Source organism: Micromonospora sp. BS32 (assembly GCF_059089345.1).
The window spans coordinates 49,631-64,364 of sequence record NZ_JBSSHR010000007.1 but is presented as its reverse complement, the minus strand read 5'-3'; the positions used below and the strand labels follow the sequence as shown (position 1 = coordinate 64,364).

Here is a 14,734-nt window from a genome sequence, read left to right as displayed (position 1 = left end):
ACCCACAGGCCCTGTCCACACCCTGTGGATGAAACATGTGTACGAACAAATCGATCTTGATGGGCGGGGTGGTCGCCGACTGAGTACGCTTGATCGCAGCCCCGGCGCCGGCCGGGACCCTCCCCCATCTGGAAGAACGTGGATCACGAGCGAGTCGTCCGGGACGCCACGGTCCGCCTGCCCATGGCGTCGACCGCGGTAGAGGCGTGCACCTGGACGGTGGCCACGCTCGCCCGGTACACCCCGGCCACGATCTCCGTCCTGCTCCAGGTCCACGACCGGCTGCGCTGCATCGCGGCGACCGGAGCCTGGCAGGTCTTCTCCACCGTGCCGCCCAAGTCCGGCATCGTCGGTCGGGTCTACGCCTCCGGCGCGTCCGCGACCGTCCCCGATGTTGCCGACGACCCCGACTACCTCCCAGTACGCCCCGACGTCACCGCCGAGATCTGCGTACCGGTGCTCGACCCCGCGGGGCGCCCGATCGGCGTCCTCGACCTTCAGTGGAGCGAGCCGACCGAGCTGGGGCCGTGGCGGGAGACCGCCGAGCGGCTCGCCGCCCGGCTCGGCGCCCGGATCATGGCACTCGGCGGCCCGCCCGCCGAGAGCCGCAGCGAGAAGCTGCTCCGGCACGCCACCGCGCTGACCTCCGCCCCCACCGAGTGGGACCTGATGACCGCCGCGATCGTCGCGGCCCGGGACGTCTCCACCCTCTCCGCCGCCGTGCTGGTGCTCAACGGCCGGCGGGGTCCCCGGCTCGGCGCGCCGACCGCCACCCCCGGCGAGCTGGAGTCCCGGATCCGCGCCGAGCTCACCGAAGCCGGGGTGGGCCGGCTCGGCCGGCTGATCACCCGCGCGCACCGGCAGGGCTCGGCGTACACCCTGGGCGAGGCGGGTCATCCGCCCACCGACGAGTACCAGCCGCTCGCCCGCGCCGGGGTGCGGACCCTGGTGTCGGTGCCGATCGGGCGGCCCGACGTCGGTGGGGTGCTGCTGGTGGCCGACGAACGGCTGCTGCGCCCCGACCCGACCACCGTCAACCTGATCGAACTGCTCGCCGGGCAGGCCTGGGGCGCGGTGGACCGGCTGCGCACCCTGGCCCAGTTGCGCGAGCAGGCCAGCTCCGACCCGCTCACCGGGCTGCGGCACACCGGGCCCTTCGGGCAGCGGCTCGCGGCGGCCACGCCGGGGCGTACCGCCCTGCTGGCCATCGACGTGGACGGCTTCAAGACGGTCAACGACACCTACGGCCACCAGGCCGGCGACCGGCTGCTGGTGGGGCTGGCCCGGGCCCTGGAGGGCGCGCTGCGGCACGGCGACGAGCTGTACCGGGTGGGCGGCGACGAGTTCGTCGCGGTGATCGAGGTGAGCCGCCCCGAAGAGGCGGTCCGGATCGCCGAGCGGCTCACCGAGGCGGCCCGCCGTACCGGCCGCACGATCAGCGTCGGCGTGGCCCTCCTCCACCCCGGCGAACCGGCGGAACGGACACTGCGCCGCGCCGACCAGGCCCTCTACCAGGTCAAACGCCAGGGCCGCGACGCCGTCCGCCTCGCCGCCGCCTAACGCGGGGTGAACTCCCGGGCGAGGAGTTCGGCGATCTGGGCGGTGTTCAGCGCGGCGCCCTTGCGGAGGTTGTCGCCGGTGACGAAGAGGTCGAGGGCGCGGGGGTCGTCCAGGGCGCGGCGGATGCGGCCGACCCAGGAGGGGTCGGTGCCGACCGCGTCGATCGGCATCGGGAACTCGCCGGCCGCCGGGTCGTCGACCAGGATCACGCCAGGGGCGTTGCGCAGCGCCTCGCGGGCGCTCTCGGCGTCCACCTCGGTGGCGAAGACCGCGTGCACCGCCACCGAGTGACCGGTCACCACCGGCACCCGTACGCAGGTGGCGGAGACCTTGAGGTCGGGCAGCCCGAGGATCTTGCGGGACTCGTTGCGGATCTTCATCTCCTCGGAGGACCAGCCCCCGTCGGCGAGCGAGCCGGCCCACGGCACCACGTTGAGCGCCAGCGGCGCGGGGAACGGCCCCAGCTCGTCGCCGACCGCCTGCCGCACGTCACCGGTGCGGGAGCCGAGCACCCGGTCACCGGCGATCTTGCCGAGCTGGAGGTGCAGCGCGTCCACGCCGGCCTGCCCCGCCCCGGAGACCGCCTGGTACGACGCGAGCACCAACTCGCGCAGGCCGTACTCGCGGTGCAGCGGGGCGATCGCCACGATCATGCCGAGGGTGGTGCAGTTGGCGTTGGCGATGATCCCCTTGGGCCGGTTGCGCACCTGCTCCGGGTTGATCTCGGGGACCACCAGCGGCACGTCCCGGTCCATCCGGAAGGCGCCGGAGTTATCGACCACGACCGCGCCACGGGCCACCGCGATCGGCGCCCACTCGGCGGAGATTTCGTCCGGCACGTCGAACATGGCCACGTCGACCCCGTCGAAGGCCTCCGGGGACAGCGCCGCGACGGTGAGCTCCTCGCCCCGGCACCGCACCCGCCGCCCGACCGAACGCGCGGACGCGAGCAGCCGGATCTCGCCCCACACGTTGCGGCGGGCGGAGAGCAGCTCGCACATGACGGTGCCCACGGCACCGGTCGCCCCGACCACGGCAAGGGTGGGCAGCGCCGTCATCGGCGCTACCGTCCTGTCCCCGCGTAGACCACGGCTTCGGACTCGCCGCCCAGATCGAACGCGTCGTGGATGGCCCGGACCGCCTTGTCGAGGTCGGTGTCCCGGCAGACCACGGAGACCCGGATCTCCGACGTGGAGATCATCTCGATGTTGACCCCGGCCGCACCGAGCGCGGCGAAGAAGCCGGCGGCGACACCGGGGTGCGAGCGCATGCCGGCGCCGATCAGGGACACCTTGCCGACGTGGTCGTCGTAGAGCAGGCCCTTGAACTTGACCGTCTCCTGGATCTTGCTGAGCGCGGCCATCGCGGTGGGGCCGTCGGTCTTGGGCAGGGTGAACGAGATGTCCGTCCGGCCGGTGCCCTCGGTGGAGACGTTCTGCACGATCATGTCGATGTTGATCTCGGCACCGGCCACGGTGTCGAAGATCCGCGCGGCCGCACCCGGCTCGTCGGGCACCCCGACGATCGTGATCTTGGCTTCGCTGCGGTCGTGGGCGACCCCGGTGATCAGCGCCTGTTCCACGGAAAGGTCCTCCATCGATCCGGTGACCATCGTGCCGGTGTTGGTCGAGTATGACGAACGGACGTGGATCGGCAACCCTGCGCGCCGGGCGTACTCCACGCTGCGCAGGTGCAGCACCTTGGCGCCGCAGGCGGCCAGTTCCAGCATCTCCTCGTAGGTGATCTGCTTGATGTGCCGCGCGTCCGGCACGATCCGCGGGTCGGCGCTGAAGATGCCGTCCACGTCGGTGTAGATCTCGCAGACGTCGGCGTGCAGCGCGGCGGCGAGCGCCACGGCGGTGGTGTCCGAGCCGCCCCGGCCCAGCGTGGTGACGTCCTTGGTGTCCTGCGAGACGCCCTGGAAGCCGGCGACGATCACCACCGAGCCCTCGTCGAGCGCGCCCTTGAGCCGGCCCGGGGTGACGTCGATGATCCGGGCCTTGCCGTGCACCGAGGTGGTGATCACGCCGGCCTGCGAACCGGTGAACGAGCGTGCCTCGTACCCCAGGTTGTGGATGGCCATGGCGAGCAGCGCCATGGAGATCCGCTCGCCGGCGGTGAGCAGCATGTCCAGCTCGCGGCCCGGCGGCAGCGGGCTGACCTGGTTGGCCAGGTCGAGCAGCTCGTCGGTGGTGTCACCCATCGCGGAGACCACCACCACGACGTCGTCGCCGGCCTTGCGGGCCGCGACGATCCGCTCCGCGACCCGCTTGATGCGCTCGGCGTTGGCGACGGAGGACCCGCCGTACTTCTGCACCACGAGTGCCACGACGGTGCACTCCCTCCCAGCGACGACCCTGAGCGTGCCGACGCCGCCGGCTGCTCGAGTCCGGCGGCGCGTGTCAGACCTGTCCAGGGTATCGGGCGGTACGCCAGGCCCGGTCGGGTGATCCCACCATCCGGCGGGGACCGTGGTTTCCGCCCCGCCACGACACGCCGTCCCGACCCGGGTCCCGGCGGTCCCGGCACGGCGCAGAATGTGCCGGTGCATGCCCACCCGCGCCCGGCGCGACGACTCACCGGCGCCGTTCTCGTGACCCTCCCGACACTGCTCGCCGCCTGCGCCTCCGCGGCCCCGGCGGCGGCACCGACCGGGCCGCCGGACGCGTCCCCGGCGGAGCCGGCCGGGGCCCGGGACGCCCTCGCCGCGCTGGCCGCGGCGGCGCGGGACCGGCACCTGACCGCGCGGTACACGCTGACCGGCACCGACGGGCCGCCAAGGGACATCACGGTGACCAGCGCGAACGACGGGACCTGGCGGATCGACGTGCCGGGCGGGGCGCTCGGCGGCACGGCCGACGTGTCGCTCGCCGCCACGGCCGACGGGCTCTTCCAGTGCGGCCTGCCGTCCGCCGGCCGGCCGGGCGCGGCCGGCTGCGTACGCCTCGGCGACCGGGACCAGGCGGTGCCCGCCGCCCTGGACCCGCGGGTGCAGCACCCGTTCACCGACTGGCTGTCGGTGCTGACCGACCGCCGGGCGCCGCTCTCGGTCTCCGCCGCCACCCCGCCGGCCGGGGCGACTGGGATCTGCTACGCGGTCGAGACCACCTCCGCCTCGCTGAACCCACCGCTGGACGTGGGCATCTACTGCTTCGACTCCGACGGCACGCCCACCTTCCTGCGGGCGGCGCTCGGCACGCTGACCCTGGCCGGGCCGCCCGGGCCGGCGCCGGCCACCGTGTCGCTGGCCGGCCCGGTGGTGGGCGGCGAGCCGTTGGGCGTGGCGGCGCCGTCGTCAAGCACGGGCGTGGGAACGTCCTGACCCGGCGTGGCGTTACGGGTGCTCTTGCCCACATCTGTCCGACCCGACCGTCGGCACCAATCGCCCATACGGGACGCTTCATCCATGGCCGACCTCACCCCGCTGCTCGCGTACCGCTGGAGCCCTCGCGCCTTCGACCCGGACGCCGAGCTGATCGGCGGGGAGGCGGCCTCCCTGCTGGAGGCCGCCCGGTGGGCACCCTCGACGGGGAACGCCCAACCCTGGCGGTTCGCCCTCGGCCACCGCGACGACGAGACCTGGAAGCGGATCCTGGTCAGCCTGCCCGCCGACGACCAGCACTGGGCCCGGCACGCGTCCGCCCTGGTGGTCGGGGCGCACACCGGCGGCGACGCCGAGCGGGCCGCGTACGACCTCGGTCAGGCGATCGCCCACCTCACCGTCCAGGCCACCGCGCTCGGCCTGCACGTACGCCAGCTCACCCGCTTCGACCGGGGCGGCCTCGCCGCCGAGCTGGACCTGCCGGCGGGCGTCCGGCCGCTGGTGGTGGCCGCCGTCGGCCGGCTCGGCGACCCGATCGGCCTGCCCGAGGAGCTGCGGCGCCGGGAGACCGCGCTGCGCCACCGGCAGCCCGTCGCGGCACTGCTGCTGCGCTGAGCCGTTCCCCCGCGCCCGTCAGGGTCCCGGCTCAGTCTCCGCAGGCGGCGCGGAGGAGCACCATGGCGGCGTCCGTGTTGCGGTAGAAGACATGCCGGCCACGCCGGGTCCGGACGACCAGCCCCGCGGCGTGCAGCGCCGCCAGGTGCTGAGAGACGCTCCCGGCGGACAGGCCGGTACGCCGGGCCAGGTCGGTGGTGGTGGCCGGCGAGCCGAGCAGGTGCAGCAGCGCGGCCCGGCCCGACCCCACCACCCGGGACAGCGGATCCCCGGTGGGCACGGCGGACGCCTCCCAGAGCGTGCCGACCGCCCGGACCGGGTACGTGCCGGCAGGCGCCGAGTCCTCCAGCAGGTTCCACAGCACCCGCCGGTCGGTGAAGACACCCGGATTGAGCGCCAGCCCGCGCCCACCCAGGTCGAAGTCCCGCTCGAACGGGTCGTCGCTGACCACCCGGTCACCGAGCCAGTGCAGGGTCGGGTGCAGCTGGTCGAGGAGCCGCCCGGCGCCACCCTCGGCGAGCTGGGCGGCGCGGTGCGCGACGTCTGCCTCCAGCAACGCGCGCATCCGCGCCCAGTCCGGGGCGATCGCCTCGTCGTACCAGACCCCCAGCGCGTCGACGACCTGCGGCAGCAGCTCGCGCGGCTCGACCAGCAGGGCCTGCCCGAACGGGGTCAGCGGTCCGCTGGGCAGGGTGGACAGCAGGTCGCGTACCACCACGTCGGGCGGGGTCGCGGCGATCTGGTCGAGCTGCTCGGCCAGGGTCACGTCCACGCGGGGCGCGGCCGGGGTGAGGAAGTCGGGCAGCCAGCGCCGGGGCCGGGTCAGCTCCCGCAGCGGTCGGACCCGTCCGGCCACCTCGGGGCGACGGAGAGCCGTCCTGGCCCGGTCGATCCAGGACAGGTGCACGGCGTACCGGATCGGGTTGTCCAGCACCCACATGCTGGAGACGGTCTCCCACACCGGCGAGACGGTGAACCGTACGCCCGCCACGTCGGCCGGTTCGAAGCGCAACTCGGACATGCCCACCCCCGTGGATTCGGCTCAGCCTAAATCGCTCGACCGGGCGGCCGGGGGCACGGTTCGCTTACCGGTCATGGGGGCCAGAGACACCATCCGCACCGCCGTCCGGCACGTCGTACCGCCGGCCGGCCTCGTCCGCAGCCTGGCCGTGCAGGCCATGGTGTACGCCACCGGCCACGGCCTCTTCCAGGCCGGCAGTGCCGTCTTCTTCACCCGGGCCCTGGGGCTCAGCCCGGCCCAGGTGGGGTTGGGCCTGTCGATCTCGGCCGGGGTGTCGCTGCTGGGCACGGTGCCGCTGGGCGGGCTCACCGACCGGTACGGCCCGCAGCGGGTCTGGGTGCTCGGGCTGGTGCTGGAGGCGGCGCTCTTCGCCAGCTACCCGTTCGTGGGCGGGTTCGCCGGTTTCCTCGCCGTGGTGGTGGCGCTCGCCGGTGTCGACGCCGCGACGGGGGTGGCCCGGCAGGTCTACTCGCTCAACGCGCTGCCCCCGGCCGAGCGGGTCACCGCGATGGCGTACCAGCGTTCCCTGCTGAACGTCGGATTCGGGCTGGGCGCGGTGATCAGCGGCCTGGTGGTGGCGGTGGACACCATGGCGGCGTACCGGGGGATGGTCTGGTTCATCGCGGCGGTGTTCCTGGTGACCGCGGTCTTCGTGCGGCGGCTGCCGCAGATCCCCGAGGCGGCCCGGCCGGCGGAGCCGTTGAGCCGGTTCGCCGTGCTCCGGGACCGCCCGTTCATGGCGGTGTCGCTGCTCTCGGGGCTGCTCACCGCGCACCAGACGCTCTACCTGACGGTGATGCCGCTGTGGATCCTCACCCACACCGACGCTCCGAAGACCCTGATCGCCGGGCTGGTGCTGTTCAACACGGTGCTGATCGTCCTGCTCCAGGTACGCGCCAGCCGGGGTGCCGACACCGCGCCGGGCGCGGCCCGGGCGTCCCGCCGGGGTGCCCTGCTGATCGCCCTGTTCTGCCTGGTCCTGCCGATCTCCGGGGCGACCCGGGGCCCGCTCACCGTGGTGGTGCTGGTGGCCGCCGCGACGCTGCTCATCGTGGCGGAGCTGGTCGAGTCGGCGGGCACCTGGGGGCTCACCGCCACCCTGCCGCCGGCCGCCCAGCGCGGCGCGTACGTGGGGGCGTTCCGGCTCGGCTCGCAGTTGCAGTACCTGATCGCCCCAGCGGGGTTGACCGCGCTCGGGGTGACCACGGGCGGCTGGGGCTGGTACCCGACGGCGGCGGTCTTCGCGCTGGTCGGGGTGGCGATCGTCCCCGTGGTGGCACGAGCCGAGCGGACGCCCCGGCTGGGCCAGCCCACCCCGGAACCGGACCGGACGGTGACTCCGGTCCCATAGTCCGGACCTGCCTTCCCCGCCCCCGTCTCACCACGTAGGGTGACCCTGTCATGTGGCGGGCGTACCTTCTTCTTGGTCGCCGCGACGAGGCCTGACCGGCCGGCACCTCGTCGCGGAGTCGAACCGCGCCGTCCAGCACATCCGAACTTCTCCTCGGCACCCGCTCGGGCACCGTCGCCCGGCACCTCGCCGACACCTTCCGATTGCTGACGCCCGACATGACCCACGGGAGCACTCCGCCATGGCTGATACCGCCACTGACGTCGAGACCGATCCGTTCGCCCGGCAGCGCCCCAGCCGGATGCCGTTCCGCCGCTACGAGCCCTACCGGCAGCAGTTCCGCATCGACCTGCCGGACCGCACCTGGCCGACCCGGCACGTCGAGACCGCGCCCCGCTGGTGCGCGGTCGACCTGCGCGACGGCAACCAGGCGCTGATCGACCCGATGTCCCCGGAGCGCAAGCGCCGGATGTTCCAGCTGCTCGTGCAGATGGGCTACAAGGAGATCGAGGTCGGCTTCCCGTCCGCCAGCCAGACCGACTTCGACTTCGTCCGCCAGCTGATCGAGCAGGACCTGATCCCGGAGGACGTCACCATCCAGGTGCTGACCCAGTGCCGGGAGCACCTGATCGAGCGGACCTTCGAGTCGCTGCGCGGCGCCCGGCGGGCGATCGTGCACTTCTACAACTCCACCTCGACGCTCCAGCGCCGGGTGGTCTTCGGCCTGGACCGCGACGGCATCACCGACATCGCCACCTCCGGCGCGCGGCTCTGCCAGAAGTACGCGGAGATCCACACCCCGGACACCGAGATCTACTACGAGTACTCGCCGGAGTCCTACACGGGCACCGAGCTGGAGTACGCGCTGGAGGTCTGCGCCAAGGTCATCGACGTGGTCGATCCGACCCCGGACCGCAAGCTGATCGTCAACCTGCCGGCCACCGTCGAGATGGCCATGCCCAACGTGTACGCCGACTCGATCGAGTGGATGCACCGGCGCCTGCCCCGGCGGGACAGCCTGGTGCTGAGCCTGCACCCGCACAACGACCGGGGCACCGGGGTGGCCGCCGCCGAGCTGGGCCTGCTGGCCGGCGCCGACCGGATCGAGGGCTGCCTCTTCGGCAACGGCGAGCGGACCGGCAACGTCGACCTGGTGACGCTGGGGCTCAACCTCTTCTCCCAGGGCATCGACCCAATGATCGACTTCTCGAACATCGACGAGGTCCGGCGGGCCGTCGAGTACTGCAACCAGCTGCCCGTGCACGAGCGCCACCCGTACGCCGGCGACCTGGTCTACACCGCCTTCTCCGGCTCGCACCAGGACGCCATCAAGAAGGGCCTCGACGCCCTGGCGATGGACGCGGCCGAGGCCGGGGTGCCGGTCGACGAGTTCACCTGGGCGGTGCCGTACCTGCCGATCGACCCGAAGGACCTGGGCCGCACCTACGAGGCGGTCATCCGGGTCAACTCGCAGTCCGGCAAGGGCGGCATCGCGTACATCATGAAGACCGAGCACCAGCTGGACCTGCCGCGGCGGCTCCAGATCGAGTTCTCCGGCGTGGTCCAGCAGGTCACCGACCACTCCGGTGGCGAGGTGGAGCCGGGCACCATGTGGGAGATCTTCGCCCGCAACTACCTGCTCGAGCACCAGGTGGACCCGGCGCTCACGCTGGCCGGCTACACCATCGGCACCATCGACGGCAAGGTCGAGATCGAGGCCCGGGTCGGTCTCGGCGGCGAGCAGCGCGCGCTGACCGCGGTCGGCAACGGCCCGATCGACGCGTACGTCAACGCGCTCCAGGCGGTGGGCGTGGCGGTACGGGTGCTCGACTACCACGAGCACGCGCTCTCCTCGGGCGGTGACGCGCAGGCCGCCGCCTACGTGGAGTGCGACGTCGACGGGCGCACCGTGTGGGGCGTGGCCACCGACCCCAACATCGTCACCGCCTCCATCAAGGCGGTCACCAGCGCCGTCAACCGCGCCCGCGGCTGATCCCCGCCCCGCCCGCCGCTCAGCCGCGCCCCTCGCGGCGGGCGGCGGGTGGGGTGGTGGCGGGAAGGGAGTGGCAGGGCTGGGACGGGGGCGCCTGACGGGGTGGGCGGTGGACCAGCAGGGCGGCCATCACCGCGCCGGCCAGCAGTCCGCCGGCGCACCAGAGCAGGGCGCCCCGGTAGGCGTCGGTCAGCGCGCCCTGTTGCTCGTAGCCGGTGCCGGTGAGACCGACCAGCAGCGGCAGCGCGGCGACCGCGAGCAGGCCGCCGGCCCGGGACGCGGCGTTGTTGAAGCCGCTGGCGACCCCGGCGAACCGGTCGGCGACCGCGGCCAGCACCGAGGCGGTCAGCGGCGCCACCACCAGGGTCAGCCCGAGACCGAAGAGCGCCACCCCGGGCAACACCCCGGTCCAGTACGACGCGCCCGGCCGGACCCCGCGCAGCAGCAGCAGGCCGGCGGCGGCGATCACCGGGCCGACGGTCAGCGGCCACCGAGGGCCGATCTTCGCCGACAGCGCGCCGGCCCGGGCGGAGCCGAGCAGCAGCAGCACGGTCATCGGCACGGTGGCCAGCCCGGTGCGCAGCGCCGACCAACCGACGACGTTCTGCAGGTAGACGGCGAGGAAGAAGGTGAACCCGCCGAGCGCCGCGTAGACCACCACGGTGAAGACGTTCAACACCGAGAAGAGGCGGCTGGCGAAGAGTCCGGTGGGGAGCATCGCGCTCTCCCCCCGCCGTCGCTCCACCACCACGAAGGCGACCGCCGCCACCAGACCGACCAGCACGGAGAGCAGCACCGGCAGCGAGCGGACGCCGCGGGCCGGGGCGTCGATCAGGGCGTACGTGATGCCGCCGAGGGCGAGTGCGCCGAGGAGCGCACCGGTCACGTCGAACCGCCGGCGTCCCGCCCCGGTACGTGAGGCGTTCTCGTCGCGGCTCTCCGGCGCCCAGCGCAGCGCGGCGAGCACCACCGCCACCGCCAGCGGCAGGTTGATGAAGAAGATCCACCGCCAGGAGAGCGCGTCGATCAGCCAGCCGCCGAGCAGCGGACCGAGGGCGGTGGAGACACCCGCGAGCCCGGACCAGGCGCCGATCGCCTTGCCCCGGTCGTCCGGGTGGAAGCTGGCCTGGAGGACGGAGAGCGAGCCGGGGGTGAGCAGCGCGCCGCCGGCGCCCTGAAGGAAACGGGCGGCGACCAGTTGGCCGGTGTCCTGGGCCAGGCCGCAGAGGACGGAGGCGACCGCGAACCAGACCACGCCCAGCAGGAGGATCCGCCGCCGGCCGAAGCGGTCACCCAGCGCACCACCGAGCAGCACGAACGCGGCGAGCATCAACAGGTAGCCGTTGATGGTCCATTGCAGACCGGCGACGGTCGCGCCGAGTTCGGCGCCGAGCCGGGGGAGCGCCACGTTGACCACTGTGCTGTCGAGAAAGACCATGCCGGAGGCGAGGATCGCGGCGAGCAGGGTGCCCCGGCCGGCCGTGGTCCCCATCCGGAGCGCGTGAGCGGGAGCGGTCATGGGTACCAATCTGCCTTCCGGGACGTGGGCACGCCACGAAACGCGGAAACCCCGCTTGGGTACTGTGCGGGATCGCCGGGAGCCCGCAAGCTAAAGAGGTGTCGTCTGTGCGTACCAAATCAGGAGCTCGTGGGGCCGGGGCGGCCGCGCTGGCCGCGGCGCTCGCCCTCGGCGTGGGTGGTTGTGACGTCGCGCTCGACGAGCCGCAGGCGCCGCCGAGCGGCGCCGGCAACGTGGGTGAACAGCTGGCCGAACTGACCGTCGCGTCCGCCGGCTCGATGAAGGGTTACAGCCGGGATCGGTTCCCGCACTGGCGGGACACCGGCACCAACTGCGACGTGCGGGACAGCGTGCTGAAGCGGGACGGGAAGGACATCCGCCTCTCCGGCTGCAACGTGGTGGCCGGCCGGTGGCAGAGCATCTACGACGGGCGGACCTTCACCGATCCGTCCGACGTGGACATCGACCACATGGTGCCGCTGGCGAACGCCTGGCGGTCCGGGGCCGACGACTGGGACGACCGCAAGCGCGGCGACTTCGCCAACGACCTGACCCGCCCCCAGCTCATCGCGGTTTCCGCGACCTCCAACCGGGCAAAGGGTGACCAGGACCCGTCGCAATGGAAACCGGCGAACCGCTCCTACTGGTGCAAGTACGCCGAAAACTGGGTGACGGTCAAACACTACTGGCGGCTGACGGTGACCAGTGCCGAGAAGGCCGCCCTCGGCGACATGTTGGAGGGTTGCACATGGGCGAGCAAGCCGTGACCGGAGTCGGGGCGCCGGCCGGGAACACCGCCGCGGGGATGACCGCCGACGGACAGCCGGCGGCCTCCGCCGAGGTGCCCGGCGCCGGAATGACCGCCGACGCGCACGGCCCCGGGTCGCCGCGGGAACTCACCGCGGACCTGACCGCCGGGCCGGGCGGCGTGATGACCGACGAGGCCGGCGTGGTCACCGGCGAGCTGACCCTGCGGACGGCGTACGCCGACGGCCAGGTCACCCTCGCCGTCCAGTACAAGGACGCCGACGAGTGGTACGCGGTGACCCGCGGCAAGGCCCCGCTGGCCGACCCGGCCGGGCTGGACGCGGTGCACGCCATCGCGGTCGCGCTGCTCAACCGCCCGGAGGGCTGAGACGCGACGAGGCCCCCTTCCCGACGTCGGGAAGGGGGCCTCGTCATGTCCTCACGGGGTGGGGATCAACTCTCCCGGGTCACCCGGCGCCGCCCCGTCGTCCGGCCGGACCAGCTCCGGCTCGACCTCGTGCGGGCGGATCCGCCCGGCCGCGATGTCCTCGGCGTAGTGGCAGGCCACCTTGTGCCCGCCGACCACCTCGCGCAGCGCGGGCCGCTCGTCGACGCAGCGGGTCTTCTGCGCCCACGGGCAGCGGGTGTGGAACCGACAGCCGGCCGGCGGGTTGGTCGGCGACGGGAGGTCACCGGCGAGCAGGATCCGCTCCCGGCGGTCCTCCACCAGCGGATCCGGCACCGGCACCGCCGACATCAGCGCCTTCGTGTACGGGTGCATCGGCTCCCGGTAGAGGTCGTCGCTGGACGCCTCCTCCACCAGGCCGCCCAGGTACATCACGCCCACCGTGTCGGCGATGTGCCGGACCACCGCCAGGTCGTGCGCGATGATCAGGTACGTCAGGCCCCGCTCGTTCTGCAGGTCCTCCAGCAGGTTGAGCACCTGGGCCTGGATCGACACGTCCAGTGCGGAGACCGGCTCGTCGGCGACGATCAGCTCCGGGTTGAGCACCAGGGCCCGGGCGATGCCGATCCGTTGCCGCTGCCCGCCGGAGAACTCGTGCGGGTATTTGTGCAGCGCCGAGCCGGGCAGCCCGACCGCGTCCAGGGTGTCCCGCAGCTTGCGGCCGACCTCGGCCTTGTCGCCGGCGAGCCCGTGCGCCTTGAGCCCCTCGACCAGCAGCGACTCGACCGACTGCCGGGGGTCGAGGCTGGACAGCGGATCCTGGAAGATCATCTGCATCCGGCGGCGGGCCAGCCGCATCTTTTCGCCCTTGAGCGAGCGGACGTCCGTCCCGTCGAAGACGATCTCGCCATCGGTCGGCTCGACCAGCCGCAGCAGGCCCCGACCCAGGGTCGACTTGCCGCAGCCCGACTCGCCCACCAGCCCGTACGTCTCACCCGCGTTGATCGACAGCGAGACGCCGTCCACCGCGTAGACGTACCCGACGGTGCGGTCGAAGAGCACCCCGCTCTTGATCGGGAAGTGGACCTTGAGGTCACGCAGTTCGATCAATGGTTCCGTCCGCTCGGTCACGGCACCGCCACCTCCTCCGAAACGGGGTTGTTGCAGCGCAGGTCGCCGCCGGTCGCGGTGGGCTCCAACGGTGGAGCCCCGTCCAGGCAGGCGTCCACCACGTTGTCGCAGCGGGGCGCGAAGGCGCACCCCTCGGTCCACGGGATGTTGTCGGCCACCGAGCCGCGGATGGCGTGCAGCCGCTCACCGCGCACCGAGTCCAGCCGGGGCACCGAGCTCAGCAGCCCGTGCGTGTACGGGTGCCGGGGCCGGGCGAACAGCTCGTGCCGGGCGGCCCGCTCGACCACCTTGCCGCCGTAGAGCACGTTGACCGTGTCGCAGAGGCCGGCCACCACGCCCAGGTCGTGCGTGATCATGATGAGCGCGGTGCCGGTCTCGTCGACCAGCTGCTTGAGCAGGGTGAGGATCTGCGCCTGGATGGTCACGTCCAGCGCGGTGGTCGGCTCGTCCGCGATCAGCAGTCGCGGCTTGCAGGCCAGCGCGATGGCGATCAGCGCCCGCTGGCGCATGCCGCCGGAGATCTGGTGCGGGTACTCCTTGAGCCGGCGCTCCGGGTCCGGGATGCCGACCGCGTCGAGCAGTTCCCGGGCCTCGCGCAGCGCCTTGCGCCGGTCCATCCCCCGGTGCCGCTCCAGCACCTCGGCGACCTGCACCCCGATCGGGATCACCGGGTTCAACGAGGAGAGCGGGTCCTGGAAGATCATGCCGATGTCCCGGCCGCGCCGGTCCCGCAGGTCGTCCGGGCGGAGCTTAAGCAGGTCGGTGCCCTCGAAGAGCACCTCACCGGTGACCTGGTTGCCGCGCTTGGGCAGCAGGCCCATGATCGCCAGGCTGGTCACGCTCTTGCCGCAGCCGGACTCGCCGACCAGGCCGACGGTCTGCCCCGGCTCGACGCTGAAGCTGATCTTGTCGACCGCGGTGAACGGCCGCTCGCCCCGGCGCTGGAAGACCACGTTCAGGTCGCGTACGTCGAGCAGGCTCATCGGGTCACGTCCTCACTGTGCTGGTCCTTCGCTCGCGACCGCGAGGCGGGCAAGCTCACTGCTCGCACCCGCCGGCGGTCGTCGCC

At 72.9% G+C, this 14,734-nt stretch carries 13 protein-coding genes; 7 read left to right on the top strand and 6 right to left on the bottom strand.

The window, feature by feature from the left end; genetic code table 11:
• Window positions 1-183 precede the first annotated feature (183 nt).
• On the top strand, window positions 184-1,560 hold the full coding sequence (locus AC5RWQ_RS13255) for a GGDEF domain-containing protein (RefSeq protein ID WP_494283203.1): 1,377 nt from the start codon (window positions 184-186) through the stop codon (window positions 1,558-1,560).
• On the opposite strand, the gene AC5RWQ_RS13250 is transcribed toward AC5RWQ_RS13255, so the two are convergent.
• Together AC5RWQ_RS13250 and AC5RWQ_RS13245 are read right to left on the bottom strand one after the other, a co-directional pair.
• Entirely contained in the window at window positions 1,557-2,618 is a 1,062-nt protein-coding gene (locus AC5RWQ_RS13250; RefSeq protein ID WP_494283027.1) for an aspartate-semialdehyde dehydrogenase, read from the bottom strand. The genes AC5RWQ_RS13255 and AC5RWQ_RS13250 overlap by 4 nt on opposite strands.
• Window positions 2,619-2,623: 5 nt before the next feature.
• Entirely contained in the window at window positions 2,624-3,889 is a 1,266-nt protein-coding gene (locus tag AC5RWQ_RS13245) for an aspartate kinase (protein ID WP_334484281.1), read from the bottom strand.
• 264 nt (window positions 3,890-4,153) lie between these two features.
• Here AC5RWQ_RS13245 and AC5RWQ_RS13240 point away from each other — a divergent pair, with 264 nt between their 5' ends.
• Both AC5RWQ_RS13240 and AC5RWQ_RS13235 read left to right on the top strand, forming a co-directional pair.
• The gene (locus AC5RWQ_RS13240; RefSeq protein WP_494283026.1) at window positions 4,154-4,882 is read left to right on the top strand and encodes a hypothetical protein; all 729 of its coding nucleotides are present in this window, start codon (window positions 4,154-4,156) and stop codon (window positions 4,880-4,882) included.
• A gap of 84 nt (window positions 4,883-4,966) precedes the next feature.
• Entirely contained in the window at window positions 4,967-5,497 is a 531-nt protein-coding gene (locus tag AC5RWQ_RS13235) for a nitroreductase family protein (RefSeq protein ID WP_494283025.1), read from the top strand.
• Between the two features lie 31 nt (window positions 5,498-5,528).
• Here the strand turns inward: AC5RWQ_RS13235 and AC5RWQ_RS13230 are convergent, their stop codons facing one another.
• On the bottom strand, window positions 5,529-6,518 hold the full coding sequence (locus tag AC5RWQ_RS13230; protein ID WP_494283024.1) for an ArsR/SmtB family transcription factor: 990 nt from the start codon (window positions 6,516-6,518) through the stop codon (window positions 5,529-5,531).
• Between the two features lie 73 nt (window positions 6,519-6,591).
• Between AC5RWQ_RS13230 and AC5RWQ_RS13225 the strand changes: the two genes are divergently transcribed.
• Window positions 6,592-7,869, top strand: a complete 1,278-nt coding sequence (locus AC5RWQ_RS13225) for an MFS transporter (protein ID WP_494283023.1) — start codon at window positions 6,592-6,594, stop codon at window positions 7,867-7,869.
• A gap of 241 nt (window positions 7,870-8,110) precedes the next feature.
• Window positions 8,111-9,862: a 2-isopropylmalate synthase gene (gene leuA, locus AC5RWQ_RS13220; protein ID WP_494283022.1), complete on the top strand. Its 1,752-nt coding sequence runs from the start codon at window positions 8,111-8,113 to the stop codon at window positions 9,860-9,862.
• 19 nt (window positions 9,863-9,881) lie between these two features.
• Here the strand turns inward: leuA and AC5RWQ_RS13215 are convergent, their stop codons facing one another.
• Window positions 9,882-11,381, bottom strand: a complete 1,500-nt coding sequence (locus AC5RWQ_RS13215) for an MFS transporter (RefSeq protein WP_494283021.1) — start codon at window positions 11,379-11,381, stop codon at window positions 9,882-9,884.
• A gap of 107 nt (window positions 11,382-11,488) precedes the next feature.
• Between AC5RWQ_RS13215 and AC5RWQ_RS13210 the strand changes: the two genes are divergently transcribed.
• Both AC5RWQ_RS13210 and AC5RWQ_RS13205 read left to right on the top strand, forming a co-directional pair.
• Complete coding sequence (locus tag AC5RWQ_RS13210) at window positions 11,489-12,148, top strand: HNH endonuclease family protein (RefSeq protein ID WP_494283202.1); 660 nt, start codon at window positions 11,489-11,491, stop codon at window positions 12,146-12,148.
• Window positions 12,130-12,516 carry a hypothetical protein gene (locus AC5RWQ_RS13205; RefSeq protein ID WP_494283020.1) on the top strand — a complete coding sequence of 129 codons (387 nt, stop codon included), beginning with the start codon at window positions 12,130-12,132 and terminating at the stop codon, window positions 12,514-12,516. Before AC5RWQ_RS13210 ends, AC5RWQ_RS13205 begins: the two co-directional genes overlap by 19 nt.
• Before the next feature lie 51 nt (window positions 12,517-12,567).
• Here AC5RWQ_RS13205 and AC5RWQ_RS13200 read toward each other — a convergent pair whose 3' ends face one another.
• Window positions 12,568-13,665 (bottom strand): ABC transporter ATP-binding protein, encoded by a 1,098-nt coding sequence (locus tag AC5RWQ_RS13200; RefSeq protein ID WP_494283019.1) that lies wholly within the window; start codon window positions 13,663-13,665, stop codon window positions 12,568-12,570.
• Window positions 13,662-14,648, bottom strand: coding sequence for an ABC transporter ATP-binding protein (locus AC5RWQ_RS13195; protein WP_494283018.1), 987 nt, complete (start codon window positions 14,646-14,648; stop codon window positions 13,662-13,664). The genes AC5RWQ_RS13200 and AC5RWQ_RS13195 overlap by 4 nt, the downstream gene beginning before the upstream one ends.
• Between the last annotated feature and the right edge of the window lie 86 nt (window positions 14,649-14,734).